Origin of the sequence: Leclercia sp. TB492 (genome assembly GCF_049974505.2) — a bacterium.
GTDB lineage: Bacteria > Pseudomonadota > Gammaproteobacteria > Enterobacterales > Enterobacteriaceae > Enterobacter > Enterobacter adecarboxylatus_C.
This window is the reverse complement of record NZ_CM127572.1, coordinates 1,191,493-1,215,827: the sequence shown is the minus strand read 5'-3', so window position 1 is coordinate 1,215,827 and position 24,335 is coordinate 1,191,493. Positions and strand designations below refer to the sequence as shown.

The window sequence follows — 24,335 nt, the reverse complement described above, 5'->3', positions numbered from 1 at the left end:
AACCGGTCCCCTCACCCCAAATACTCAATCACCGACAACCCGCCGTTATAATCCGTGCTGTAAATAATCCCCTGTGCATCCACAAACACATCGCAGGACTGGATCACCTGCGGGCGATTGGGCCGGGTATCCATCATCTTCTCCGGTGCGGCGGGCACCAGCGCGGCGGTCTCTACCGGGCGATACGGGTTCGAAATGTCGTACGCGCGCACCCCCGCATTCTGATACGTGGCAAAAATCAACGTTGAGCTGACAAAGCTGCCCGGGCGGTTTTCGTGCAGGTTGTGCGGCCCGAAGTGTGCCCCTTTCGCCACGTAATCTCGCTCCTGCGGCTGTGGGAAGGTGGCAATACTCACCGGGTTCGATGGCTCGCGAATATCAAACAGCCAGATCAGCTTCTCGCCGTCCTCCTGATTGTCGAGCACCGCTTCGTCCAGCACAACCAGCAGGTCCCGGTCCGGCAGCGGCAGCGCGGTGTGGGTGCCGCCGCCAAACGGCGGGCTCCAGTTGCGATGGGCGATCAGTTTCGGCTGGCTGCGATCCTTTACGTCCAGCAGGGTCAGGCCGCCGTCGCGCCAGCTACCGTAGGCGGTATCCCCATTGATAATCGCGTGATGCAGGGCATAGCGTTTGCCCTCCGGCCACTCGGGCGTTTCTCCTGCCGCCTGGTTCATCCCCGGCAGCCACCAGCGCCCGGCGACTTCCGGCTTACGCGGATCCGCCAGATCGATGGTCAGGAAGATGTAATCGGTAAAGCCGTCGATCAGCGCCGAGACATAGGCCCAGCGGCCGCCCACGTACCAGATGCGGTGAATGCCGATACCACTCAGCGACAGGAAGCTGATTTCCCTCGGTTTATCCGGGGTGGAGATATCAAAGACGCGCAGCCCGGCGCTCCAGCCTCTGTCCTGCACGTCGCTGACCGTCTCCCCTACCTGACGGGTGTAGTAGACCTTTTCGTCAGCAAAGCGGACATCGGCAAACAGATCCCGGGCGTTGATCACCAGCAGCAGGTCGTCGTGGGCCTGGAGATGCACGTTCCAGGTGCCCGGCGGCGCAGGCACATAGCCCGCAGCCCTCGGGTTTTTCGGGTCGCGCACGTCGACGATCGAAAAGCCCTGGGACACCATATGGCCGATATAGGCAAAGCCGCGATGCACCATCAGCTGCACGCCGTCCGGGCGTCCGCCCTGGTCGCTGTGGCCAATTAAGCGCATATTGCGGCTGTATTCGGGGGTGGGTAGTTGAGAAGTCATATCGAGCCTTTCGCCGGGTGGCGGCTGCGCCTTACCCGGCCTACAAAACCGTAGGACCGGTAAGCGCAGCGCCACCGGGCATTATTTTGCCTTCGCTTCTAACGTCGCGAACCACGGGGCGATAAAGTCTTCGGTCTGGCCCCAGCCCGGGATGATTTTCCCTAATGACGCCACGTTCACCGCGCCCGGCTGGGCCGACAGCAGCGCCTGCGGAATAGCGGCCGCCTTAAAGTCATAGGTTGCAGGCGTTGCTTCACCGGCAATCTTGTTGGCAATGAGACGCACGTTGGTGGCGCCAATCAGCTTCGGATCCACCGCCACGCTCACCACCCACGGGCTGCCCGCTTCACGCATCAGCTGTAGATCCTGGTTGGAGATGTCGATGCTGTAGAGTTTGATCTCGGTGCGGCCGTTCTCTTTCAACGCTTTATAGGCGCCCTGGCTGAAGGCGTCCCAGGTGCCCCAGATAGCGTCGATCTTGCCTTTCGGGTATTTCGCCAGCACCGCGCCCACTTTGTTGGCAGTATCGCCCTGCACGTCTGAGGAGACCGCGCCGATGGACTCCAGCTCCTTGATGCCCGGGTTCTGCTTCAGCAGTTCCTGGTAGGCGGTCTGACGACGCTCCATCGGCGGGAAGCCGGCGACCCACAGCTTGATGATGTTGGCCTTACCGTTGAAATCTTTCACCAGCTGGCCAAACGAGAGGTTGGTCAGGGAGGCGTCATCCTGCTGGGTCACGGTTACGCCGGGGATCTCCCCGTTCACTGCGGTATCGAACACCGCCACCTTGATCCCGGCATCGACGGCTTTTTTCACCAGCGCGGTGGAGTACGGATCGCGTCCCTGAGAGAGGATAATGCCGTCATATTTCTGGGTGATCGCCTGGTTAACGAAGTCCTGGAATTTGGCGTCGTCGCCGTTGCTTAAAAAGGTGCTGACCTTAAAGCCGAGCTTTTTGCCTTCCTGAATCGCACCGGCCACAAACTGGGTAGTGTTGTCGTCCGAGCCGAGGTTGCGGATCACCGCGATGCGGATCTGTCCGTCATGGTTGGCAATGGCCGCCGGAACCGGCGCAGGCGTCGCCGCATAGCCCGGCAGGGAACTCAGTAATCCCAGGGTCAGCAAAGAAAGTGCAACTTTTTTCATTTTTTATCCCGTCGTGTTGTTAACGTTTTTGTACGTAGGTGATGGCCAGCGCAATCGCCAGCACCAGCCCTTTTATAATGTCCATTGCGTAATAGGGCACCGAGAGCATCACCAGCCCGTTGGAGAGCACTCCAAGGATCACCGCCCCCACCAGGGTGCCCAGCGCGTTCGGTTTGCCGGAGCCGGCGAGCGAGAAGCCGATCCACGCCGCCGCCACCGCATCCATCAGATAACCGCCGCCGGCATTCACCTGCGAGGAGCCAATGCGCGAGGCCAGCAGAATGCCGCCAAGGCCCGCCAGCAGCGAAGCAATCACGTAGGCCGCCACTTTATAGCGGGTGGTGCGAATGCCGGACAGGCGAGCCGCTTCCGGGTTGCCGCCAATGGCGTACATACGGCGACCGTGGGTGGTCAGGGATAGCCCCAGCTGCGCCAGCAGCGTCACCGCCAGCATGATAATGACGATGGTCGGCACCTGCCCCAGCGCGCCAAACGCTGCCGGGATGGTCCCTTCCGCCATGTCGCCGCTCGGCAGCACCATGTTTTCGGTGATCGACCCGCCGTAGCTGTAAGTCATCGCCACGCCCTGGATCACAAACAGGCTGGCGAGGGTGGCGAGCATGTCGGGAATACGCAGGATGACGATCAGGAAGGCGTTAAACAGCCCCACCAGGGTGCAGAGCGCCAGGGTGATCAGAATGGATTCGGTGGTGCCGAAGCCGTGCCAGACAAACAGCGAGATCACCAGGGCATTTGCCAGCGACGCGGTAGAGCCGACAGAGAGGTCAAACCCGCCAATGGTCAGCGAGATGGAGACGCCGATGGCAATTACCGTCACGATGGCGATAGAGCGCAGAATGTTGATGATGTTGTTGGGATCGAGGAAGTTCTCTGACGCCACGCCAAAAATGGCCACCAGCGCGACCACCGTCAGCAACATGCCCCATTTGTAGAGAAAATCGAAAATTTGCTGACGGCCAGACGCCGCCGCAGTCACTGAAAGGGCCTTGCTCACGACGCCGTTCCTCCGGTTGAATAATAAAGTAATGTCTCTTCACGGGCGGTTGCCCCCTCGAGCTCCGCCACGATACGCCCGTCCCACAGCACGCAGATGCGGTCGCACAGGCCCACCAGCTCGGCAAATTCCCCCGAGGCATAAATCACCCCTTTGCCTTCCCGCGCCAGGCCGTCAATCAGCTGGAACAGATCGGTTTTGGCCTTCACGTCCACGCCTTTGGTGGGCTCGTCGAAGATCAGCACCTGGGCGTTGCCGCGCAGCCATTTGCCAATCGCCACCTTCTGCTGGTTACCACCCGACAGACGGCGCAGTACCTGCCCCGGCCCGCGGGTGCGCACACCCACCCGGGCGATCACCTCTTCAGCCCAGCGCCACGCCTGGCGATGACCGAACAGGCTCCAGCGCGAAAAGCTGTTATCCGCTGACACCGCCAGGTTCATGCTCACCGGCTCATCGATAAAGATGCCCTCTTTGCGCCGCTCTTCCGGCACCAGCGCCAGCCCACGCAGGACCGAATCCGCCGGGTCGCGCGGTTTCCAGGGCTTTTGGTTCAGTTCGCCTTTTGCCACCTGGCTTTTACTGGCGCCAAACAGCGCCTTGCAGAGTTCGGTTTTCCCGGCTCCCGCCAGCCCGGCGATGCCCAGAATTTCGCCCTTGCGCAGGTGCAGGGAGATATCCTTCAGCAGCCCTTCGTCATGCAATCCCTCCACACGCAGCAGGGTTTCGCCGCTGTGAGGAGGACGCGCAGGGGGGTAGATATCGCTCAGCTCGTGGCCGAGCATCTTCTCGACGATCGCTTCGCCGCTAAGGTCCGCCATCGGGCCGGACTCGATCAGCTTGCCGTCGCGCAGCACCGTCAGGGTGTCGCAGATCGCCTTCAGCTCGTGGATGCGGTGGGAGATAAACACCACCCCGATCCCCTGCTGCTGCAGGCGTCGCACCACGGTAAACAGCCGCTCGCTCTCGTGGGCGTCCAGCGGCGCGGTGGGTTCATCCAGAATTAAAAACCGGCAGTGATGAGAGAGCGCCCGCGCCAGCAGGATCTGCTGCTTTTCCGCCAGGGTGCAGCTGTCGATAGCGCGCCGCACGTCGAGGGAGACGTCCAGCTGCGCCAGCGCCTGCCGGGCCTGCTCGCGCAGTTTTCCCCAGTGGAAGCGGTGCCCCGGCTGCGCCAGATGATCGAGCATGATGTTTTCCGCAATGCTCAGGCCGGGGATCAGCGCTACGTCCACCTCCTGCTGCACCAGATGGATGCCCAGCCGTTTGGCATCCACCGGCTCGCGAATAGTGACAAGCTGGTGATTGATGCTGATTTCGCCTTCATAGCGCGCGTGCGTGCCGCACAGCACCGCCATCAGGGTCGATTTACCGGCGCCGTTCGCGCCCGTGAGCGCGTGTACCGATCCGCCCGTCAGTGTGAAATCGACGCGCGACAATGCCTGAAAGCCAGAAAAAGCCAGGCTGATGCCGCGCATCTCGAGGCGACTGGTTGACATTCGCTGCGATCCCTTATCATTAATCTTTTGATTTATGGAATTTTTCACAGCCGGGACTGGCTGGCAACGAAGGAAAAAGCATAAGATAAAGCAAAATAGTATTAGCCATCTGGATGTCTAGCCATAACATCGGGTTAGCGCTTCGTAAAAAGGACACCATCATGAGCAACACCGATATCCGCGTCGTTCCCGGCCCGGCCAACTACTACTCCCACCGCGGGGCCCTTGCCCGCCTGAACGCATTTTTCACCCCGGAGCAGCTCTCCCGGGCAGTATGGATCTACGGCGAACGCGCCCTTGCCGGTGCGCGCCCGTTCCTGCCTGAAAGTTTCAATACAAAGGGAGCCAAACATCTGCTGTTTAAAGGCCACTGCAGCGAGCACGATGTGAACCAGCTCGTGCAGGATGCTGGCGATAACCGCAGCGTGGTGATTGGCGTCGGCGGCGGCGCGCTGCTGGATACCGCCAAGGCGGTGGCCCGTCGTCTGGGCCTGCCGGTGGTTGCCATTCCAACCATCGCCGCCACCTGCGCCGCCTGGACTCCGCTGTCGGTGTGGTACAACGATGCCGGGCAGGCGCTGCACTTTGAGATCTTTGACGATGCCAACTATCTGGTGCTGGTCGAGCCGGAAATCGTGCTTAACGCCCCGGCGGAGTACCTGCTGGCGGGGATCGGCGATACCCTGGCAAAATGGTATGAAGCGGTGGTGCTGGCCCCGCAGCCCGAGCAGCTACCGCTGACGGTCAGGCTCGGGATCAACGGCGCGCTGGCGATCCGCGACGTGCTGCTGGAACACAGCGAGCAGGCGCTGGCCGACCAGACGCGCCGCGAGGTCACCCGTGAATTTCATGACGTGGTGGATGCCATTATCGCCGGCGGCGGCATGGTGGGCGGGCTGGGAGAACGCTACACCCGCGTGGCGGCGGCGCATGCGGTGCATAACGGCTTAACGGTGCTGCCGCAGACCGCGCAGTTCCTCCACGGCACCAAGGTGGCCTACGGCATTCTGGTGCAGAGCGCCCTGCTCGGCCAGGACGCGGTGCTGCGCGAACTGGTCGCGGCGTACCAGCGCTTCAACCTGCCCACCACCCTGCGCGAGCTGGAGGTGGATATCCACAACCGCGACGAGCTGGACAAGGTAATTGCCCATACCCTGCGCCCGGTGGAGTCGATCCATGCCCTGCCGATCGCCCTGACGCCAGCGATCCTGCGCGCCGCGTTTGAGAAAGTGGAGAACCTCAGCCGCCCGGCGGATTGACGCCGGACACACGCCTTCTATACATAAGGATGGTTCTCATCACTCTTGAGTTGAGGTCATCATGCAGATCGATTTAACAGGTAAGAAGGCGCTGGTTACCGGTGCCAGCCGGGGTTTGGGCCGTGCTATTGCGCTGTCGCTGGCCCGGGCGGGTGCCGATGTGGTTATCACCTATGAGAAATCCGCCGATAAGGCCCAGGCCGTTGCCGATGAAATTACGGCGATGGGACGCCTCAGCGAGGCGGTTCAGGCCGACAGCGCCAGCGCCGAGGCCATTCAGAATGCCGTCACCCATGCGGCGCGCACCCTGGGCGGGCTCGATATTCTGGTCAATAACGCCGGGATTGCGCGCGGCGGTGAACTGGAGTCCATGACCCTGGCGGACATTGATGCCCTGATTAACGTCAATATTCGCGGGGTGGTGATCGCTATCCAGGCCGCGCTGGTGCATATGTCCGACGGCGGACGGATCATCAACATCGGCAGCTGTCTGGCCAACCGCGTCGCCCAGCCGGGTATCGCCGTCTATTCAATGACCAAATCGGCGCTCAACTCCCTGACCCGTGGGCTGGCACGTGACCTCGGGCCGCGCGGCATCACCGTCAATCTGGTCCACCCCGGCCCCACCAATAGCGATATGAACCCGGAGGATGGCGTGCAGGCCGCATCGCAGCGTCAGCTTATTGCCACCGGGCACTACGGCCAGCCGGAAGATATCGCCGCCGCGGTCACCTTCCTTGCCAGCCCTGCAGCCGGGCAGATCTCCGGCACCGGGCTGGACGTGGACGGTGGGCTGAACGCCTGACGCCCGCTCGCAGATTTTATGTACGCCTCTGCCGCCTGGCAGAGGCGTTTTCGACCCGCCTCGACAATCCGTTTTTTGCCGCTTTTTCCGCCCCGATCCCCGTCCTACAGTACCTCATAAGTAATTCGGAATTTATCTAATAGTCTTATTATTTCCTTATATTTCGTGTGGGCGTACAGTGGAGGTACGGATGAAGATTGTGTGGTCAAGAACCGCTAAACGCGATCTGGCAAAGATAGATAAGCGCTACCAGACGCGAATTGAAGAGAAAATGGCGGCAATCAATGACAGAAATGCGCCGCGTCCTGATATTAAAAAACTCGATATGGGTGAGGATTATTATCGCTTACGGACTGGAGATTACCGGGTGATCTTCATTTTCCAGGGAGAGTCGCGGGATGTTTGCTACATCGTGGCCGTCAAGCGAAGAACGTCCACCACTTATCTGCATGAGGAGAACACTCTCTATGGCTGTACAAATGATCAATGATGACGAAGGTAAGCCGCAATATGTCGTTATTCCTTACGACGAGTACTTCCGTATGCAACTGCAACTGGCGGAATATGATGATGAAAATGAAGAAGAATGGGAGAAAATCGATAGCGAAACCGACATCTATGATCATGTTGGTTTACCCGAAGATGTCTGCCGCATTATGACTTATGAACAGGTCAGCCTGCAGGCCGCGTGGCGCATCCTGCGCGGCTTATCGCAACAGGAAGTTGCCGACAAGCTGGGCATCAGCCAGTCCGCCGTGTCACAGCTGGAAGCCGTCGACTCCCGCCCGCAAAAACGCACCCGTGAAAAACTGGCGGCCATTTACGGCTGCACGCAGGAGCAGATCAGCCTGTACCTGCCGAAAGAGGGTTAACAGCACTTCGCCCCGCCTTTGGCGCCGTAGCGGGCGTCCTGGCGATCGCGGAAAAATTCTTCGTAGGTCATCGGGGTCTGGTCAGGATGGTTGACGCGCATATGCTCAACGTAGTTGTCGTAGTCCGGCACGCCGATCATCATTTTTGCCGCCTGGCCTAAGTACTTACCTGCTTTAGATAGGGTGTCGAACATATCGCTCATCTCACTGGAAATGTAGGCCGGGTAAGCGCTAGCGCCACCCGGCATTGCCTTTAATGGGCACTTTTCGCCTGGGTCACAATCTCTTCATAGTTGGCAGGCATCGGCTGATACGGCGTCTCTTTCGCCGTTGGCTTGTCCTGTTTCAGGGCGGCCAGGGCGGTCTTCAGAGAATACAGCGCCAGCACCACAACCACCACCATAAAGAAGATGGTCAACCCGGCATCGAGACGGTTATTAAACACCAGCTGTGACAGCTGTGACTCGGTGTACTGCGCCGGGATCTTACCGCTGTCGATCATCGCCTGGAACTTGTTGGCGATGGCGAGGAAGCCCACTTTCGCATCCGGGCTGAAGGCTTTCTGCCAGCCGGCGGTCAGGGTACAGATCAGCAGCCACGCCGTTGGCACCAGGGCCACCCAGGCGTAACGCTGACGTTTCATCTTGAACAGCACCACCGCGCAGAGCATCAGCGCCATACCGGCCAGCATCTGGTTAGCGATACCGAACAGCGGCCACAGGGTGTTGATGCCCCCTAGCGGATCCACCACCCCCTGATGCAGGAAGTAACCCCACGCCAGCACGCACAGCGCGGTCGCCAGCAGGTTGGCCGGCAGCGACTCGGTGCGCTTCAGCCCCGGAGAAATCACCCCCAGCAGATCCTGCAGCATAAAGCGCGCCGCACGGGTTCCCGCATCCACCGCCGTCAGGATAAACAGGGCTTCAAACAGGATCGCAAAGTGATACCAGAATGATACATCCATCAGGCCGCCCAGCGCGCCGTGCAGAATGTAGGCCATCCCCACCGCCAGGGTCGGCGCACCGCCCGCACGGGAGATAATCGACTGCTCGCCCACTTCGTTGGCAATCTGGGTCAGGGTATCCGGGGTAATGGCAAAGCCCCAGCCGCTCACCACCTGGGCTGCAGAGGCCACCACGTCCGCCGTACCGGCCGGTGCCAGCACCGCAATCGGGCTGTTCATCGCGAAGTAAACGCCGGGATCGATAATACAGGCCGAAACCAGCGCCATGATGGCAACAAAGGACTCCATCAGCATGCCGCCGTAGCCGATAAAGCAGGCCTGATTTTCATTAGCCAGCATCTTCGGCGTGGTGCCGGAGGCAATCAGGGCATGGAAGCCAGAGACCGCGCCACAGGCGATGGTGATAAACAGGAACGGGAACATGTTGCCGGACCAGACCGGACCGGTGCCGTCGATAAACTTAGTTACCGCAGGCATGGTCAGGGTCGGGCGCATAATCAGAATGCCAATCGCCAGCCCGACGATGGTGCCGATTTTCAGGAAGGTGGAGAGGTAGTCGCGCGGGGCCAGCAGCAGCCACACCGGGAGTACCGCGGCCACAAAGCCATAGCCCACCAGCATCCAGGTCAGCTGCACGCCGGTATAGTCAAAGTACGGGGCCCAGGTTGGGCTCTCGGCCACCCAGCCGCCGGAGATAATGGCGAACACCAGGAAGAACAGGCCAATCACCGACACTTCACCAATGCGCCCCGGGCGCAGATAGCGAATATAGATCCCCATGAAGATCGCCAGCGGAATGGTAAAGGCGACGGTGTAAGTCCCCCACGGGCTGTGGGTCAGGGCTTTCACCACGATCATCGCCAGTACCGCGAGGATAATCACCATGATCATGAAACAGGCTACCAGGGCAATCACCCCGGCGGTCGGGCCCATCTCCTCTTTCACCAGCTCGCCGAGCGAACGCCCGTCGCGGCGGGTGGAGACGAACAGCACCATAAAGTCCTGCACCGCCCCGGCCAGCACTACCCCGGCAAGGATCCAGATCATCCCTGGCAGATAGCCCATCTGCGCGGCAAGCACCGGCCCCACCAGCGGCCCGGCCCCGGCAATCGCCGCAAAGTGGTGGCCAAACAGCACCTTTTTGTCGGTCGGGACATAGTCCAGACCATCGTTATGCCGCACCGCCGGCGTCATGCGCGTCGGGTCGACGGAGAGCACGTTGCGGGCGATAAACTTACCGTAAAAACGATAGGCAATCAGATAGATACAGACCGCTGCGACCACAATCCACAGCGCATTGATCTGTTCACCGCGGTTGAGGGCGATATAGCCCAGCGCAAAGGCGCCCACCACGGAGAGCCCTGCCCAGATGAGGTATTTCCCTGAGTTGTTCATGATATGGTTTCCATCATCGCAGAAGAGAGATGTTACATTTTGTATCTATAACACTCGCTTAAGATTTAACAACTCAACTACACGTAAAAACAGACATCCAACCAGTCATTTACATAACATTGTTAAGCCGATCACTTTCACCCGCTTTCCGTGCCTTATCCAGTTCACAATTCAGGCAATTTTTCCCGTATCTGCGTTTACAGGATGATTTACATCAGTTTTTTTATGGGTTTTATCACCAGAATAGCCTTGCAGGACACTATTTTAACAAGGAAAAGGATATGAAAAGTTTACACCCTGAGGAGTATAAGGTGGGCCCCGGCGCGTATTTCGCACTGGCGTTTGCAGCAGTATTTTTCTCCGGCCTGTTAGGCGGTAAAGAGTGGTACGGCGTGTTTGATTTCACCACGCTGAACGGCGCGTTTGGCAAGGTGGTCAGTAAAGCGAGTCTTAATGAGGGCACCTTAACCACCGCCACCAGCGCCTTTCGCGGCACCGGTGGCAGCGGCGCGATGGATGGTTTTCTGTTTGCCCTCGGGCTGATCCCGGCGGTGATGTTTGCCCTCGGCATGATCAACGTGCTGGAGCATTACGGCGCCCTGCGTGCCGCGCGCAAGCTGCTAACCCCGCTACTGCGGCCGCTGCTGGGCATCCCGGGCACCACCGGCCTGGCGCTGATCGGCAGCCTGCAAAGCACCGATGTGGGCGCGTCCCTGACCCGCAACCTCGCCGACGAAGGGCTGATCGGAGAGAACGAAAAAGATGTCTTCGCCATGTTTCAGTTCTCGGCCGGGGCGATGATCACCAACTTCTTCTCCTCCGGCGCGATCCTCTTCACCCTGGTGGCTATCGACGGCACGGCGGCAGTGCCGACCTCCATCGGAGCCTGCATCGCGGTGATGTTCATCATGAAAATTGTCGGTGCCAATATGATGCGCCTGGTTGTCAGATTCCAGAATAAAGCCCCTGTCACCGCCCCGGCAAAAGGAGAAGCCTGATGAGCGCCCCGAACGCCAATCCTGTTATCACCGACGTCTTTGTCGAAGGCGCCCGCAAAGGCTGGGGTATCGCCACCAGCAGCACCCTGCCGAACGTGGTGATGGCCTTTATTATCATCAAAGCGCTGGAGATCACCGGTGCCTTAAAAGGTCTCGGGATGATATTCGCCCCGCTGATGGGGCTGTTTGGCCTGCCGGGGGAAGCCGCCGCGGTGCTGATCGGCGGCTGGATGTCGATGGGCGGCGGTATTGGCGTCGCCATCGGCCTGTTTGATAAAGGCATTCTTACCGGCGAGCATCTGGCGATCCTCGCTCCGGCCATCTACCTGATGGGCTCCCAGGTGCAGTACCTCGGGCGCATCCTCGGGGTGATTGGCACCCGTGCCACCCGTATTCCGCTGATGATCGCCATCTCGGTTATCAACGCCTTCTTAGCCATGCTGCTGATGCGCATTATTCTCTGAAAAAGGATCGCTGATGAATCTTGAACACTACATTGAAGAGCTGAAAACCCTGGTCAATGTCGACTGCGGGACCAAAACCCTCGACGGCGTGGCGACGGTGGCGGGCATTATGCAGCGCCTGTGGCAGGCCGAAGGCTGGCATACCAGGCAGGTTGATCTGGGCAACCAGGTGGGCCCCGGCGTGTTTACCACCAACAAACCGCAGGCGAAGCAATTTGACGTGCTGCTGGTGGGCCATCTCGATACGGTATTTGCGCCAGGCACGGTGGCCGCGCGTCCGCTGAGTCAGGATGAGACCCGGCTGTACGGCCCTGGCGTCTCGGATATGAAGAGCGGCCTGCTCAATATTCTGTGGGCGATGCGCGGGCTGGACGTGGCTGATAAATAGCGGCTGTCGATTGCGGTGGCGATGAACCCGGATGAAGAGACCGGTTCCGTTTACTCACACGAATGGATCGGCGAGCTGGCAAAACGGTCCCGCTGCGTGCTGGTGTGCGAAGCCGCCCGCGCCGACGGGTCGCTGGTGAAAGCGCGTAAAGGGATGGCCGGTTATCAGCTGCACTTCAGCGGCGTGGCGGCCCATGCGGGTAACGACCCGGAGAAAGGCCGTTCGGCGATCGTGGCGCTGGCCCACAGCATTCTGGCGATTAACGGGCTGACCGACCTGACGCGCGGCACCACGCTGAACGTCGGGGTGATCCAGGGCGGCAGCGCGGGAAACGTGGTGGCCGACATCGCCGACGCCGAGCTGGACGTGCGCTTCTGGGAAAACGACGAATACGACCGGGTGCATCAGGCGCTGGAGGCATTATGTGCGAAAGGTTTTCTCGACGGGGTGACCACCACTCTCACCCGCATCAACCACAAACCGGCGATGGCCACCAGCGATGAGACGCGTGCGTTGATGGCACGGGTTGAGCAAGCCGGACGCGAAGAGGAGATCGCCATTACCTGGCAGGCGGTCGGCGGCGGCAGCGATGCGAACCATACCGCGGCCTTGGGTATCCCGACCCTCGACGGTTTTGGCCCGATCGGCGCCGGTTTCCACAGCCCGGCGGAGTGGCTGGATAAGGCGTCGATTGAACCGCGGATCAGGTTGTTGAAGCGGGTGGTGTCGATGTTGTAACCATTGTGCAGTTGTGCGCCCGGTGGCGGCTTCGCCTTACCGGGCCTACAAAACCCACGTTTGCGGGTGGATACCCAGTTAAAGCAAAGGGATATAATTACGCCTTTTTATATTCCCGGTGGGTAAGTATTTTATTTTCATCAAAGGTCAGTACCAGCGTTACGGACTCATCATAAAACACAGGAACGACCACATACAGCGCGCGTCCTTTAACCTTCGAATGATATAACCACGTATTCTGATGGTTGTAATCCTGCGGAATATCGGGTCGCCCTAACAGCAGTAACACATCCTTTTTGGTTGTTTTACCCGTCACCAACTTTTTATCCAGGTCGCTTTCCTGGAGTTTACTGACGGTTCCCTGTTGCGTACGATCGACATTCCTTATACAACCGCTGAGCATCGCCATACAAAATAAGCCCAACAAAATAAGCCCCGGTATTTTCACACCGAGACTATTTACTTGTGTAACCTTCATATTTTTCGACCTTTTCGTCCAGGTAGATTTGGTTTTCGCTGTCGTATTTTAAATGGGTCGCATACAGCACGCAGTAACCACTCTTATCCGAAACTGAAAGGCGAAACTCATAGGTTTCACCTTTTTGCGGCACAAAGGTATAGCTCACAAAGTTACAGCCATAGAGGAACCTGAACCCCACCCGGGTCGGCGTTCCGGCATACACTTTCGCGTCGTAATAGGTTTCTTTATAGCGATCCGGGTCATTGCTGGCTTTCGGGAACCCCAGATCGTGGGTAGGCCGTAACACCACGACGCTGGTAAAATCAACCGCACCATCTTTTTTGCCGTGCTGACTGATCGTAAATCCAGGCGGGTTACCGATCATGCGAACATTTGCCGTGTTTTGCTCGGAATCCGGCGGCGGCGTATAAGGTACTTTTCCCCAGTAGGTGGCGCATCCTGATAATAATAATGATGCAGCGAGCGCTCCCGTAATATATCGCATTTTTTCCATTGTCAGTTCCATTATATTCATCCCGCCGGGCAGCATAACGAAAAACCGTAACAGCGACCATCCTGCCGCAATTAAAAGGGGAATTTTAAGAAAATAATGATGCTAATTTCGTTAAGATAAAAATAAATGACGCAGGGCGAGAATAATCTCGCCCTGATATTAGCCCAACACCATGGTACTCAACCTACAGGTACAGCAGCGCCGCCCTTGCTCGTCATACACCACGATCTCCCAGCTCTGGCTGGTGCGCCCGAGATGCAGAGGCTGACACACCCCACGCACCCTCCCCTGCGACACCGCACGATGATGAGTGGCATTGAGCTCCGTGCCTACCACGCTCTGCCCATCGCGGGTCATCAGAAAACCGGCCATTGACCCCAGCGTCTCCGCCAGCGCCGCCGACGCGCCGCCGTGCAGCAGGCCAAACGGCTGATGGGTGCGGGCATCCACCGGCATCTCGGCCTCGAGGGTGTCATCACCGATCCGGGTATAGACGATCCCCAGATGCGCCACCATCGTGTTCAGGCTGGAGTCGTTTAGCGCCTCCAGGGACAAATGTCGTTTCCAGATCATTCAGGCCCCCAGCGTCGAGCCGCCGTCCACCACGATATCCTGCAAGGTGATGTGGCTGGCGTGGTCAGAAGCGAGGAACAGCACGGTGCTGGCAATCTCTTCAGGACGGGCGATTTTTCCCAGCGGAATGCCGAGCTTGAACTGCTCGCCAAAGCCGCGAATGCGCTGCTGCTCGGCGTCATCGCTCACCCACAGGGTGCGCTGCATATCGGTATCGGTAGAGCCCGGCGACACCAGATTACAGCGCACGCCGCTGCCCGCCAGCTCGAGGCCGACGGTCAGGGCGAGGCTTTTCAGCGCCGCTTTCGAAGCACCGTAGGCGCTCATGCCGATGCGCGGGGTGTGCGCCGCGTCGGACGCCACGGTGACAATCGCCCCGCCCTGCTGACGACGGAACTGGCCCATCGTCTGCTGGAACAGGTTGAATGCCCCGCCCACGTTGACCGCAAAGGTCTCCTGCCAGTGGTCCTGCGAGAGCTGATCGGTCGCCCCCATCCGCAGGATCCCGGCGGCATTGACCAGCACATCCAGACGATCGATCGTCGCCAGCAGACGTCCGCAAACCTCGTTCACCTGTACCGCGTCCGCCACGTTCAGCACTTCGGTGCCAAAGGGATAGCTCGCCTGCGGGAAGGCGACGTCAAAGCCTGTCACCTTTGCGCCCGCCTCAGCAAACGCCCGCGCGGTGGCGTAACCGATGCCTTTTCCGGCCCCGGTCACCCAGACGGTTTTTCCCGTGAAATCCAGCATTATTTCACCTCGCGGGAGAGCAGCGCCCACCAGGCATCCAGGGTCGGGTTTTTCGCCAGCATCACGAAGTCGATATCCCCATGCACTTTGCGCCAGCGCGCCGCCAGGGCCATCATCCGCACTGAATCCAGACCGTAGTCGATCAGGTTTTCGTCATCCATCGGCTCGTCGGACTCGTCCAGCAGCGGCAGGATCAGCTCGCGCAGCGCCGCTTTCGAGGCAGGAAGGGACGGCAGCAGTTCGTCGGTGGTCACCACGCGACCGGAACGACCGGCCACGTACTTGAGCGACATCAGGTGCTCATCCCGGGTGAAGTCCGCCAGCGCATCGGCGACGAAGAACGGCTGGATGTCACGCATAAAGGCGTCGGTGGCGGTGGTCATGCAGCCGATATGGGCGTACACCCCGGTGATGATCAGCTGATCGCGGCCGCTCTCTTTGAGCATCTGCTCCAGCGGCGAGCGGTGAAACGCGCTGTAGCGCCACTTCACCAGCACGGTGTCGGCGTCATCCGGGGTCAGCTCCGCGACAATGCGCTGCTGCTCCGGGGAGCGGGTCAGGCCCGGTCCCCACATATCGTTCAGCAGGGCGCGATCTTCATCGCTCTGCTCTTTCGGCTGGGCGGTGTAGTAGACCGGGATCCCCTGCTGTTTGCAGTAGTCGCGCAGGCGGGCAATGTTCGCCACTACCTGGGCCATCATCGGGCAGTTATCGCCCCAAAAGTTCAGGAAGTATTCCTGCATATCGTGGATCAGCAGCGCGGCGCGCGCGGGCTCCATCGTCCAGCTGACTTTGTTGGTCGGCAGATCTGCTGCCCCTGGCAGCGCATAACCGGTTAATTTTGGAATTGCCATCTTCTGCTCCTCAGCCCTGCGCCCGTTCGGCCAGCCACAGGCGTAATTGTTTTTTATCGACTTTGCCTACCGGCGTCAGCGGCAGTGCCTCCAGGCACTCCACGCGATCCGGCAGTTTGAATTCTGCAACCCCCTGCTCGCGCAGGAAGCGGCGCACCTCGACCGCGCGCAGGGGCTGTTTCACCACCAGATACGCACAGCTCTTCTCGCCCAGCAGGCTGTCCTCCATGCTGACCAGCGCGGCGTGGATCACTGCCTCGTGGCGCAGGAGCAGGTTTTCCACCTCTTCGGCGGCGATCTTCTCCCCGCCGCGGTTGATCTGATCTTTTTCGCGCCCCTGCACGGTGATATAGCCCTGCTCGTCAATGGCGATCAGATCCCCGGAGCAGTAAAAGCCGTTCGCATCAAAGGCGCTGGCGTTGTGTTCCGGGCTCTTGTAGTAGCCGCGGAAGGTGTAAGGCCCGCGGGTCATCAGACGCCCCACCTCGCCGCGCGGCAGCGGATTGCCGTGCTCATCGGCCACCCACACTTCGTCATCCGGGCACATCGGGCGGCCCTGAGTATTCATGATGCGTTCCGGGGCATCATCCAGCGCGGTGTAGTTCACCAGCCCTTCGGCCATGCCGAACACCTGCTGGAGCTGGCAGCTCATCTCTGCCGGAATACGGGCAGCCAGGGTGGCGGAGAGTCGCGCTCCGCCCACCTGCAACAGCTGCAGCGAGGCCAGCTGGGCATTACCAGCCCCTTCCGCGATAGCCTGTAGCCACAGGCTGACCGCCGGCGGCACCAGCGAGGTGACGGTGATCTGATGCTGTTCGATCAGTGGGAAGCAGAGCGTGGCGCTCGGATCGTTGGCCAGCACCACGCAGCCCCCGGCCATAAAGATCCCCAGCGTGCCCGGAGAGCTCATCGCAAAGTTGTGCGCCGCCGGGAGGGCGTTCAGGTAACGGGTTTGCGCGCTAATACCGCAGATCTCGTTGCTGCGACGAATGCTGTAGTAGTAGTCGTTGTGGGTGCGCGGGATCAGCTTCGGCGTGCCGGTACTGCCGCCGGAGAGCTGGAAGAACGCCACCTCATCGGCCGGGGTCGGGCTGGCGATAAAGTTCTCCGCCGGACGGGCAATGGCGGTTTCCAGCCCTTCGCCGCGCAGCAGCACCACGCGCACGGAGCGGTGCTGCTCCACAAAGGTGTTGAGGAAGTCGTCGCCGGCAAACAGCCCGTGGGCGCGGTCGGCAATCAGCAGCGCGGGCTCAATCTGGCTGGCGTAGGCGTTCAGCTCGCTGCGCTGATGGCTGAAGAGAGCATTGACCGGAGCCACGCCCACCTGCAACAGCGCGAAGAAGGTGATATAGAACTCGGCGACGTTCCCCAGCTGCACCAGAGCGGTTTCGCCCCGCTGGATCCCCTGCGCCTGCAGCGCGGCTGCGAGGTTATTGACGCACTGCTGGAACTGGCGATACGTAATGCGGCGTTCGCCGTCGATAATCGCCAGCGCATCGCTGTCGGCGTGGCGGGTCAGAATCTCTGTCAGAGGCAGATCCTGCCAGTAACCTTTTTCACGATAGCGGCGGGCGAATTCATCGGGCCAGCGGGTAAAGGGAAGGGTCATGATTAATCCTTAATGCAAACCAAAAACGTTCAGCATGGTGGTCAGTTTGACGCCGGTTTCGCGCCACTCGGCGACCGGTGAGGAGGCAGGCACAATCCCGGCACCGGCAAACAGGCGCACGCTGTTGGCGTGAAGTCGCGCGCAGCGGATGGTCACCACCCACTCTCCGTTGCCTTCGCTGTCGCACCAGCCGACGATGCCGCCGAACAGGTCGCGGTCGAACGGCTCCAGCTCGGCAATCAGTTCTTTCGCCGCCTGGTGCGGGAAGCCGCTCAGGGCCGGAGTCGGGTGCAGCAGGCAGGCCAGGGTCAGGGCGTTCTCATCTTCACGCGCTTCGCCTTCCACCGGGGTGGCGAGGTGCCACAGGGTCGGGGTGGTCACCAGCTGCGGCGAGGCAGGCATGGTCAGCTGATGGCTGCGCGGGGTCAGGACCGCCTTCATCGCCTGGGTGACCAGCTCATGTTCGTGACGATCTTTTGCCGAGGCCAGCAGCTTGTTGCCCGCCTCGCGATCGAGCATGTCGTCCGGCTGACGACGGGCGGAGCCGGCCAGCGGCAGGGAGCTGAAATGGGCCCCCTCTTTACGCAGCAGCAGCTCCGGGCTGGCGCCGAGCAGTACCCCGCCATCTTCCAGTGGGACGTGGAAGTTAAAGCTGGCCGGGTTCTGGGCAATCAGTTTTTCCAGCAGCGCACCGCTGTCGAGGTTCTCTTCGGTTGCGATATCGATCAGGCGCGACAGCACCACCTTGTTGACGCGCGGAGTGGCGGTCAGGGCGGCGGCGCGGGCCACCATCTCTTCGAAGGCTAACTGCGCCGGGATCTCGGTGCGGGATTTGACCGTCAAGGGTGCGGTCCGGGCGGCATAGCGGGCAGACTGCTGGCGCGCCGGGCGGGCAAAAGGTTGCCACGCTTGCGGAATGAACAGCGACGACGGCTGGCGGGTATCAAAGGGGATCGCCCCTACCATCACCGGGTTAGCAATTCCGGCGGCTTTGGCATCGGCAAAGGCCTGAGTCAGCTGCTGCTGAAACGCGCTGGCCGGATCGTCGCCGCCGACGGCTGGGGTGGAAAAACGGGCAAAGCAGCCAGACGTGGTAAAGCTGCGATAGGGCGACATAAAGAAGAAGCTGTCTTTGTGCAGCGTGGTCGCGGTGTGCTGAACGTCCTCAGCCAGTGACGTATCCATATCATCCTCCTGAAATGATAAAAGCAGTAAGAATTATTATCATTTATATTTTCGCTCGCTAACCTAATCCCAGAGCGCGATGGTGTCAACCGCCTGCAGCGCAACTTGTGCGACTATCGCTTGCATCCCTGCGGCTCATTTATGAAAATGAGAAGCATTAACTTCAACGAAAACAGGATGCCCCTTAGTGAAACTGCCCGCTGTTTGTCGTAACACCCTGCTTTTAACCGGACTTTTAATTTCAGGATTAACCTCAGCGCTTGCCGCCGACTGGCCGCGTCAGGTCACTGACAGCCACGGAACCCACACGCTGGAAAGCAAACCGACGCGGATTGTCTCCACCAGCGTGACCCTCACCGGCTCCCTGCTGGCGATTGATGCCCCGGTGATTGCCAGCGGCGCCACCACGCCGAACAACCGGGTGGCGGACGATCAGGGCTTTTTGCGCCAGTGGGGCGAGGTGGCAAAACAGCGTAAGCTGGCGCGCCTGTATATCGGTGAGCCGAGCGCCGAAGCCGTTGCCGCCCAGATGCCGGATCTGATCCTGGTCAGCGCCACCGGCGGGGATTCTGCCGTGGCGCTCTACGATCAGCTGTCGGCCATCGCCCCGACGCTGGTGATCAACTACGACGACAAAAGCTGGCAGGCGCTGCTGACCCAGCTGGGCACCATTACCGGACAGGAGAAGCAGGCCGCGGCGCGGATTGCGGAATTTGATACACAGCTCACCCGGGTCAAACAGCAGCTGAAGCAGCCGCCGCAGCCGGTGAACGCCATTGTCTATACCGCCGCCGCCCACAGCGCCAACCTGTGGACCGCCGAGTCGGCGCAGGGCAAGCTGCTGCAACAGCTGGGCTTCTCTCTTGCCACTCTGCCCGCCGGGCTGAACCCGTCGCAGAGCCAGGGCAAACGCCACGACATTGTGCAGTTAGGGGGAGAAAATCTGGCGACCGGGCTGAACGGCGAAGGGCTGTTCCTGTTTGCCGGGGATCAGAAGGACGTGGATGCGATCTACGCCAACCCGCTGCTGGCCCATCTCCCGGCGGTGCAAAACAAACGCGTCTGGGCGCTGGGCACCGAGACCTTCCGCCTGGATTATTTCAGTGCGATGCGGGTGCTGGAGCGTTTAGAGGGGTTGTTTAAGTAAGGGGCGGCCTTGTGCCCGGTGGCGCTGCGCTTACCGGGCCTACGGTTCGTGCGGTTGTGGGTGTTGTAGGCCGGGTAAGGCGTAGCCGCCACCCGGCACATTCCACCGCATTAAACCGGAGCAGGCTCCTGCCGGAACCGGCGCAACTCCGCTAACCCCACCAGCAGTATTGCCCCCACCATCGCCAGCATAAACCCGCTGCTGCTGGCCGACGCCACCGGGGTCATAATCACCCCCAGCCCGCCGAGAATGGCGGCGCCAATCGCATCGCCGGTCACGTTCTGCGCCGTCCACAGGCCGTTGATGCGCCCGAGCATCGCTTCCGGGGTCTGGGTCTGGATCAGGGTGTATTGCAGCAATGAGCTGACCGCGCTCAGCCAGCCGAACAGCGCCAGGCAGATCGCGCCCAGGGCCCAGAACGGCATCAGGCTGAAGAAACCAATCGCAATAAACGAGGCCAGGGTTGCCACCAGCATAATCAGCCCCGGACGGGCGCTCTGCGCCAGGTTGCCGCTGGTGAGCGCGCCAAAAGCCGCACCCAGCGGGATCGCCGCATACAGCAGGCCAATCTGCGACACGCTCATCTGCCACTCAATCGCCAGCGCCGGATAGAGCACCCGCACCGCGCTCGCCATCGTCAGCAGACCACCCAGCAGGGCGATGCCGCCAATCAGCGGGTTGCTGAACAGAAAGCGGATCGCCGCCATCAGGGATTTCAGCGGATGTTCACGCGGCTGCGGCGGAGGTGGCAATAAAGGCAGGCGCAGCAGGGTTAAGGTGGTGATAAAGGTACCCGCCGCCGCCAGGCCGTAGTTCCAGGCGACGTTCCCGGTGCCGAGCAGCAGGCCGCCGACCATCGGCGAGATCACCGAGCCCAGACGTACGGTGAGCATAGTGATGGCGCCTGCCTGCATCAGGTTTTCGCGCCCCACCAGCGCCGGCGTTGCCGCCAGCAGCGCCGTTACCCCGAGGGAAGCAAAAAAGCCGTCCCACAGGCCCAGGGCATAGATGGCGATTAACGACGGCTCCGGCAGCATCGCGTTCAAACATAACCCGACAAAGCCCACCCCACAGGTGCCGCGCGCCAGCAAAATCAGCTTCTTACGCTCGTAGCGATCCGCCAGCACCCCGCCGACCATCAGACCGATAAACATCGCTCCACCGGTCAGGGTGACGGAGAGCCCCACCAGCCAGCTGGAGTGGGTCATTATCTGGATTTGGACCGGTACGGCCACGCCGAGCAGGCCAAGGGATAAAATGGAGATAAAACGGGCAATAAAAACAGCACGAAACGCCGGATGGGTCTTCAGCAGGCTCAGATTGAGCAGCCAGGATTGTCGGGTCATTACAAAGCCTTAATGGTTTCTTTTGTACCAATTCCATGGCCGCACATGCTAACATAGCTAAATAAGATAGATAACGATAATTACTATCATTATCAAATCATGGACGTTGCTATGTCGTACTCCTCTTCCGCGTCACGCGCCCTTGCCGTGCCCGGTTTACTGTTACTGCTCGCGTTTGCCGTCGCCCTCAGCCTGTCGGTGGGTGCGAAACCGCTGCCGTTTTCCGTGGTGGTCGATGCCCTCACCGCCACCTGTCAAAGCGCCGACTGCACCATCGTGCGGGATGCCCGACTTCCGCGCACCCTCGCCGGACTGCTGGCCGGTGCCGCTCTCGGTCTCGCCGGCGCGCTGATGCAAACCCTGACCCGCAATCCGCTGGCCGACCCGGGCATTCTCGGGGTTAACGCCGGGGCCAGCTTCGCCATCGTGCTGGGCGCGGCGCTGTTTGGCTTCTCCTCCCCCGGCGAACAGCTGGTGATGGCGCTGTGCGGGGCCTTTTCCGCCTCGCTGCTGGTGGCCTTTACCGGCAGCCAGGGCGGGGGCCAGCTTAGCCCGGTTCGCCTGACGCTTGCGGGCGTAGCGCTGGGGGCGGTGCTGGACGGTCTCTCCAACGGCATCGCCCTGCTCAACCCGGACGTCTACGACCAGCTGCGCTTCTGGCAGGCGGGCTCGCTGGATATCCGCACCCTGCAAACGTTACAGGTGGTGAGCGTGCCGGTGCTGATCGCCGCCGCCGTAGCGCTGTTGTTAAGCCGGGCGCTCAACAGCCTGAGCCTCGGCAGCGACACCGCCACCGCCCTCGGCAGCCGCGTGGCGCGCACCCAGTTTCTCGGATTACTGACCATTACCGTCCTGTGCGGCAGCGCCACGGCGGTGGTGGGCCCCATCGCCTTTATCGGCCTGATGATGCCGCACATGGCGCGCTGGCTGGTGGGAGCCGATCACCGCTGGTCCCTGCCGGTGACGCTGCTTGCCACCCCTGCCCTGCTGCTGTTTGCCGACATTATCGGGCGTCTGCTGGTGCCCGGCGAGCTGCGGGTGTCGGTGGTCAGCGCCTTTATCGGCGCGCCGGTGCTGATTTTCCTGGTGCGCCGCAAGCGCGGAGGTGGATTGTGATGGCCCCGTCCCGTCGTTTAGTTATCAGTTGCCTGATGCTGGTTCTGGTCAGCCTCGGCGTGGCCCTGTTTAGCCTGCGCAGCGGGGCGGTGACGCTCGATTTCGCTCAGGTCTTCAATGCCCTGACCGGCAGTGCGCCGCGTAATATCACCATGGTGGTCACCGAATGGCGTTTACCGCGGGTGATGATGGCCCTGCTGGTCGGCGCGGCCCTTGGGATCAGCGGCGCGATTTTCCAGTCGCTGATGCGCAACCCCCTCGGCAGCCCGGACGTGATGGGCTTTAACACCGGGGCATGGAGCGGCGTGCTGGTAGCGATGGTGCTGTTTGGTCAGCACCTGACGGCCATTACGCTGGCGGCAATGGCGGGCGGTATTCTCACCTCGCTGATCGTCTGGGCGCTGGCCTGGCGCGACGGCATTGAAACCTTCCGCCTGATCATCATTGGCATCGGCATGCGCGCCATGCTGATGGCCTTTAACACCTGGCTGCTATTGCAGGCGTCGCTGGAGACCTCGCTCTCTGCCGGGCTGTGGTTCGCCGGGTCGCTCAACGGCCTGACGTGGGCCAAAACCCTGCCCGCCGCCCCGCTGATCCTGCTGATGTTTGTCTGCGCATTACTGCTGGTAAAACGGATGCGTCTGCTGGAGATGGGTGACGACAGCGCCTGCGCGCTGGGCGTCAGCGTCGAGCGTTCGCGTCTGATGCTGATGCTGGTGGCGGTGGTGTTAACCGCCGCGGCCACCGCCATTGCCGGGCCGATCTCCTTTATTGCGCTGGTAGCACCGCATATTGCCCGCCGTCTGAGCGGTACCGCACGCTGGGGGTTAACCCAGTCGGCGCTGTGCGGATCGCTGCTGCTGCTGGCGGCGGATCTCTGCGCCCAGCAGCTGTTTATGCCGTATCAACTTCCGGTGGGCGTCGTGACCGTCAGTCTTGGCGGTATCTACCTTATCGTCTTGCTTGTTCAGGAGTCCCGCAAGAAATGAGTGCCAATCTGACCCGCTTGCGCGGCGAAAATCTGACCCTCGGCTACGGCAAAAAAACCGTGGCTGAAAATTTACAGGTGGCGATCCCCGACGGCCACTTCACCGCCATTATCGGCCCTAACGGCTGCGGGAAATCGACCCTGCTGCGCACCCTCAGCCGCCTGATGACGCCGCTTCATGGCAACGTTTTCCTCGATGGCGAGCAGATCCAGCGCTTTGCCAGCAAAGAGGTGGCGCGCCGGGTCGGGCTGCTGGCGCAAAACGCCACTACGCCGGGAGATATCACGGTGCAGGAGCTGGTGGCGCGCGGGCGCTATCCGCACCAGCCGCTGTTTACCCGCTGGCGTAAAGAGGATGAACTGGCGGTCACCAAAGCGATGCAGGCCACCGGTATTACCGACCTGGCGGCGCAAAGCGTGGACACCCTCTCCGGCGGACAGCGTCAGCGGGCGTGGATTGCGATGGTGCTGGCCCAGGAGACATCGATCATGCTGCTGGATGAGCCGACCACCTGGCTGGATATCAGCTATCAGATCGACCTGCTGGAGCTGCTGAGCGACCTGAACCGCACCCAGGGCTTTACCCTTGCGGCGGTGCTGCATGACCTGAACCAGGCCTGCCGCTATGCCACCCACTTGATTGCCCTGCGCGACGGGAAGATTGTGGCGGAAGGTGCGCCGAAAAAGATTGTCACCCCGGCGTTGATCGAGCGGATCTACGGGATGCGCTGCATGATTATTGACGATCCGGTGGCGGGCACGCCGCTGGTGGTGCCTTTGGGTCGGCGATAAAAACGCCGGGTGGCGGCTACGCCTTACCCGGCCTACAAAAAACTCACAGCACGGAACGTAGGCCCGGCAAGCTCAGCGCCGCCGGGCATCAGCCGCACCGCTGCCGCACCGCCGGGTGACGGCTACGCCTTACCCGGCCTGCAAAAACCTCACAGCACGGACCGTAGGCCCGGCAAGCGTAGCGCCGCCGGGCATCAGCCGC

Annotated in this window: 24 protein-coding genes and 1 pseudogene; 11 read left to right on the top strand and 14 right to left on the bottom strand. The window is 60.8% G+C overall.

Annotated features, from left to right (window positions below):
• Positions 1-11 precede the first annotated feature (11 nt).
• From ACP4QI_RS05595 to ACP4QI_RS05580, 4 genes are all read right to left on the bottom strand, one after another.
• Positions 12-1,256, bottom strand: a complete 1,245-nt coding sequence (locus ACP4QI_RS05595) for an LVIVD repeat-containing protein (RefSeq protein WP_426495091.1) — start codon at positions 1,254-1,256, stop codon at positions 12-14.
• An 81-nt stretch (positions 1,257-1,337) separates the two neighbouring features.
• Positions 1,338-2,402: a sugar ABC transporter substrate-binding protein gene (locus ACP4QI_RS05590; protein ID WP_156263178.1), complete on the bottom strand. Its 1,065-nt coding sequence runs from the start codon at positions 2,400-2,402 to the stop codon at positions 1,338-1,340.
• Positions 2,403-2,421: 19 nt separating this feature from the next.
• Positions 2,422-3,417 carry an ABC transporter permease gene (locus ACP4QI_RS05585; RefSeq protein ID WP_032616998.1) on the bottom strand — a complete coding sequence of 332 codons (996 nt, stop codon included), beginning with the start codon at positions 3,415-3,417 and terminating at the stop codon, positions 2,422-2,424.
• Positions 3,414-4,916, bottom strand: a complete 1,503-nt coding sequence (locus ACP4QI_RS05580) for a sugar ABC transporter ATP-binding protein (RefSeq protein ID WP_142488630.1) — start codon at positions 4,914-4,916, stop codon at positions 3,414-3,416. The genes ACP4QI_RS05585 and ACP4QI_RS05580 overlap by 4 nt, the downstream gene beginning before the upstream one ends.
• Positions 4,917-5,077: 161 nt before the next feature.
• On the opposite strand from ACP4QI_RS05580, the gene ACP4QI_RS05575 reads away from it, so the two are divergent.
• The 4 genes from ACP4QI_RS05575 to ACP4QI_RS05560 all read left to right on the top strand — a co-directional run bounded on the left by ACP4QI_RS05575 (position 5,078) and on the right by ACP4QI_RS05560 (position 7,852).
• Positions 5,078-6,175: an oxidoreductase gene (locus ACP4QI_RS05575; RefSeq protein WP_142488628.1), complete on the top strand. Its 1,098-nt coding sequence runs from the start codon at positions 5,078-5,080 to the stop codon at positions 6,173-6,175.
• A gap of 61 nt (positions 6,176-6,236) precedes the next feature.
• Complete coding sequence (locus ACP4QI_RS05570; protein WP_285111557.1) at positions 6,237-6,980, top strand: SDR family NAD(P)-dependent oxidoreductase; 744 nt, start codon at positions 6,237-6,239, stop codon at positions 6,978-6,980.
• 190 nt (positions 6,981-7,170) lie between these two features.
• Positions 7,171-7,470, top strand: coding sequence for a type II toxin-antitoxin system RelE family toxin (locus tag ACP4QI_RS05565; protein WP_142488624.1), 300 nt, complete (start codon positions 7,171-7,173; stop codon positions 7,468-7,470).
• A complete protein-coding gene (locus tag ACP4QI_RS05560; protein WP_142488622.1) occupies positions 7,448-7,852 on the top strand; it encodes a helix-turn-helix domain-containing protein in 405 nt (134 codons plus the stop codon). Before ACP4QI_RS05565 ends, ACP4QI_RS05560 begins: the two co-directional genes overlap by 23 nt.
• Here the strand turns inward: ACP4QI_RS05560 and ACP4QI_RS05555 are convergent.
• A complete protein-coding gene (locus tag ACP4QI_RS05555; RefSeq protein WP_142488620.1) occupies positions 7,849-8,046 on the bottom strand; it encodes a YbdD/YjiX family protein in 198 nt (65 codons plus the stop codon). The genes ACP4QI_RS05560 and ACP4QI_RS05555 overlap by 4 nt on opposite strands.
• A gap of 59 nt (positions 8,047-8,105) precedes the next feature.
• Entirely contained in the window at positions 8,106-10,211 is a 2,106-nt protein-coding gene (gene cstA, locus ACP4QI_RS05550) for a pyruvate/proton symporter CstA (protein ID WP_156263174.1), read from the bottom strand.
• A 281-nt stretch (positions 10,212-10,492) separates the two neighbouring features.
• Between cstA and ACP4QI_RS05545 the strand changes: the two genes are divergently transcribed.
• From ACP4QI_RS05545 to ACP4QI_RS05535, 3 genes and pseudogenes are all read left to right on the top strand, one after another.
• The gene (locus ACP4QI_RS05545; protein WP_285128353.1) at positions 10,493-11,209 is read left to right on the top strand and encodes a nucleoside recognition domain-containing protein; all 717 of its coding nucleotides are present in this window, start codon (positions 10,493-10,495) and stop codon (positions 11,207-11,209) included.
• On the top strand, positions 11,209-11,673 hold the full coding sequence (locus ACP4QI_RS05540; RefSeq protein WP_142488614.1) for a YjiG family protein: 465 nt from the start codon (positions 11,209-11,211) through the stop codon (positions 11,671-11,673). The genes ACP4QI_RS05545 and ACP4QI_RS05540 overlap by 1 nt, the downstream gene beginning before the upstream one ends.
• 13 nt (positions 11,674-11,686) lie before the next feature.
• A pseudogene (locus ACP4QI_RS05535) lies at positions 11,687-12,799 on the top strand (M20 family metallopeptidase).
• 97 nt (positions 12,800-12,896) lie between these two features.
• On the opposite strand, the gene bamE reads toward ACP4QI_RS05535, so the two are convergent.
• The 7 genes from bamE to entC form a co-directional block, all read right to left on the bottom strand.
• A complete protein-coding gene (bamE, locus tag ACP4QI_RS05530; protein ID WP_426495092.1) occupies positions 12,897-13,277 on the bottom strand; it encodes an outer membrane protein assembly factor BamE domain-containing protein in 381 nt (126 codons plus the stop codon).
• Complete coding sequence (locus ACP4QI_RS05525) at positions 13,255-13,785, bottom strand: hypothetical protein (protein ID WP_231312897.1); 531 nt, start codon at positions 13,783-13,785, stop codon at positions 13,255-13,257. The genes bamE and ACP4QI_RS05525 overlap by 23 nt, the downstream gene beginning before the upstream one ends.
• A 147-nt stretch (positions 13,786-13,932) precedes the next feature.
• Positions 13,933-14,346, bottom strand: coding sequence for a proofreading thioesterase EntH (gene entH, locus ACP4QI_RS05520; RefSeq protein ID WP_285128357.1), 414 nt, complete (start codon positions 14,344-14,346; stop codon positions 13,933-13,935).
• A complete protein-coding gene (gene entA, locus ACP4QI_RS05515; RefSeq protein ID WP_426495198.1) occupies positions 14,347-15,093 on the bottom strand; it encodes a 2,3-dihydro-2,3-dihydroxybenzoate dehydrogenase EntA in 747 nt (248 codons plus the stop codon). It abuts the gene before it with no gap.
• 2 nt (positions 15,094-15,095) lie between these two features.
• Positions 15,096-15,950 carry an isochorismatase gene (locus ACP4QI_RS05510; RefSeq protein WP_285129926.1) on the bottom strand — a complete coding sequence of 285 codons (855 nt, stop codon included), beginning with the start codon at positions 15,948-15,950 and terminating at the stop codon, positions 15,096-15,098.
• Between the two features lie 10 nt (positions 15,951-15,960).
• A complete protein-coding gene (entE, locus tag ACP4QI_RS05505) occupies positions 15,961-17,559 on the bottom strand; it encodes a (2,3-dihydroxybenzoyl)adenylate synthase EntE (RefSeq protein WP_426495093.1) in 1,599 nt (532 codons plus the stop codon).
• 9 nt (positions 17,560-17,568) lie between these two features.
• Complete coding sequence (gene entC, locus ACP4QI_RS05500; RefSeq protein ID WP_231312901.1) at positions 17,569-18,744, bottom strand: isochorismate synthase EntC; 1,176 nt, start codon at positions 18,742-18,744, stop codon at positions 17,569-17,571.
• 187 nt (positions 18,745-18,931) lie between these two features.
• Between entC and fepB the strand changes: the two genes are divergently transcribed.
• Positions 18,932-19,891, top strand: coding sequence for a Fe2+-enterobactin ABC transporter substrate-binding protein (gene fepB / locus ACP4QI_RS05495; RefSeq protein WP_156263169.1), 960 nt, complete (start codon positions 18,932-18,934; stop codon positions 19,889-19,891).
• Positions 19,892-20,001: 110 nt separating this feature from the next.
• On the opposite strand, the gene entS is transcribed toward fepB, so the two are convergent.
• Positions 20,002-21,237, bottom strand: a complete 1,236-nt coding sequence (gene entS, locus ACP4QI_RS05490; RefSeq protein ID WP_142488601.1) for an enterobactin transporter EntS — start codon at positions 21,235-21,237, stop codon at positions 20,002-20,004.
• A 111-nt stretch (positions 21,238-21,348) separates the two neighbouring features.
• Between entS and fepD the strand changes: the two genes are divergently transcribed.
• The 3 genes from fepD to fepC are packed head-to-tail and all read left to right on the top strand — an operon-like array spanning position 21,349 to position 24,133.
• A complete protein-coding gene (fepD, locus tag ACP4QI_RS05485; protein ID WP_156263168.1) occupies positions 21,349-22,353 on the top strand; it encodes a Fe(3+)-siderophore ABC transporter permease in 1,005 nt (334 codons plus the stop codon).
• Complete coding sequence (fepG, locus tag ACP4QI_RS05480; RefSeq protein ID WP_142488597.1) at positions 22,353-23,342, top strand: iron-enterobactin ABC transporter permease; 990 nt, start codon at positions 22,353-22,355, stop codon at positions 23,340-23,342. The genes fepD and fepG overlap by 1 nt, the downstream gene beginning before the upstream one ends.
• Complete coding sequence (gene fepC / locus ACP4QI_RS05475; RefSeq protein WP_426495094.1) at positions 23,339-24,133, top strand: iron-enterobactin ABC transporter ATP-binding protein; 795 nt, start codon at positions 23,339-23,341, stop codon at positions 24,131-24,133. The genes fepG and fepC overlap by 4 nt, the downstream gene beginning before the upstream one ends.
• Positions 24,134-24,335: the final 202 nt, after the last annotated feature.

Excerpts from the sequence above, each read along its gene's own strand:
- ACP4QI_RS05595 (WP_426495091.1), bottom strand. The coding sequence starts at position 1,256 with ATGACTTCTCAACTACCCACCCCCGAATACAGCCGCAATATGCGCTTA.
- ACP4QI_RS05590 (WP_156263178.1), bottom strand. The coding sequence starts at position 2,402 with ATGAAAAAAGTTGCACTTTCTTTGCTGACCCTGGGATTACTGAGTTCC.
- ACP4QI_RS05580 (WP_142488630.1), bottom strand. The coding sequence starts at position 4,916 with ATGTCAACCAGTCGCCTCGAGATGCGCGGCATCAGCCTGGCTTTTTCT.
- ACP4QI_RS05575 (WP_142488628.1), top strand. The coding sequence starts at position 5,078 with ATGAGCAACACCGATATCCGCGTCGTTCCCGGCCCGGCCAACTACTAC.
- ACP4QI_RS05570 (WP_285111557.1), top strand. The coding sequence starts at position 6,237 with ATGCAGATCGATTTAACAGGTAAGAAGGCGCTGGTTACCGGTGCCAGC.
- ACP4QI_RS05565 (WP_142488624.1), top strand. The coding sequence starts at position 7,171 with ATGAAGATTGTGTGGTCAAGAACCGCTAAACGCGATCTGGCAAAGATA.
- ACP4QI_RS05560 (WP_142488622.1), top strand. The coding sequence starts at position 7,448 with ATGGCTGTACAAATGATCAATGATGACGAAGGTAAGCCGCAATATGTC.
- ACP4QI_RS05555 (WP_142488620.1), bottom strand. The coding sequence starts at position 8,046 with ATGTTCGACACCCTATCTAAAGCAGGTAAGTACTTAGGCCAGGCGGCA.
- cstA (WP_156263174.1), bottom strand. The coding sequence starts at position 10,211 with ATGAACAACTCAGGGAAATACCTCATCTGGGCAGGGCTCTCCGTGGTG.
- ACP4QI_RS05545 (WP_285128353.1), top strand. The coding sequence starts at position 10,493 with ATGAAAAGTTTACACCCTGAGGAGTATAAGGTGGGCCCCGGCGCGTAT.
- ACP4QI_RS05540 (WP_142488614.1), top strand. The coding sequence starts at position 11,209 with ATGAGCGCCCCGAACGCCAATCCTGTTATCACCGACGTCTTTGTCGAA.
- bamE (WP_426495092.1), bottom strand. The coding sequence starts at position 13,277 with ATGAAGGTTACACAAGTAAATAGTCTCGGTGTGAAAATACCGGGGCTT.
- ACP4QI_RS05525 (WP_231312897.1), bottom strand. The coding sequence starts at position 13,785 with ATGGAACTGACAATGGAAAAAATGCGATATATTACGGGAGCGCTCGCT.
- entH (WP_285128357.1), bottom strand. The coding sequence starts at position 14,346 with ATGATCTGGAAACGACATTTGTCCCTGGAGGCGCTAAACGACTCCAGC.
- ACP4QI_RS05510 (WP_285129926.1), bottom strand. The coding sequence starts at position 15,950 with ATGGCAATTCCAAAATTAACCGGTTATGCGCTGCCAGGGGCAGCAGAT.
- entE (WP_426495093.1), bottom strand. The coding sequence starts at position 17,559 with ATGACCCTTCCCTTTACCCGCTGGCCCGATGAATTCGCCCGCCGCTAT.
- entC (WP_231312901.1), bottom strand. The coding sequence starts at position 18,744 with ATGGATACGTCACTGGCTGAGGACGTTCAGCACACCGCGACCACGCTG.
- entS (WP_142488601.1), bottom strand. The coding sequence starts at position 21,237 with ATGACCCGACAATCCTGGCTGCTCAATCTGAGCCTGCTGAAGACCCAT.
- fepD (WP_156263168.1), top strand. The coding sequence starts at position 21,349 with ATGTCGTACTCCTCTTCCGCGTCACGCGCCCTTGCCGTGCCCGGTTTA.
- fepG (WP_142488597.1), top strand. The coding sequence starts at position 22,353 with ATGGCCCCGTCCCGTCGTTTAGTTATCAGTTGCCTGATGCTGGTTCTG.
- fepC (WP_426495094.1), top strand. The coding sequence starts at position 23,339 with ATGAGTGCCAATCTGACCCGCTTGCGCGGCGAAAATCTGACCCTCGGC.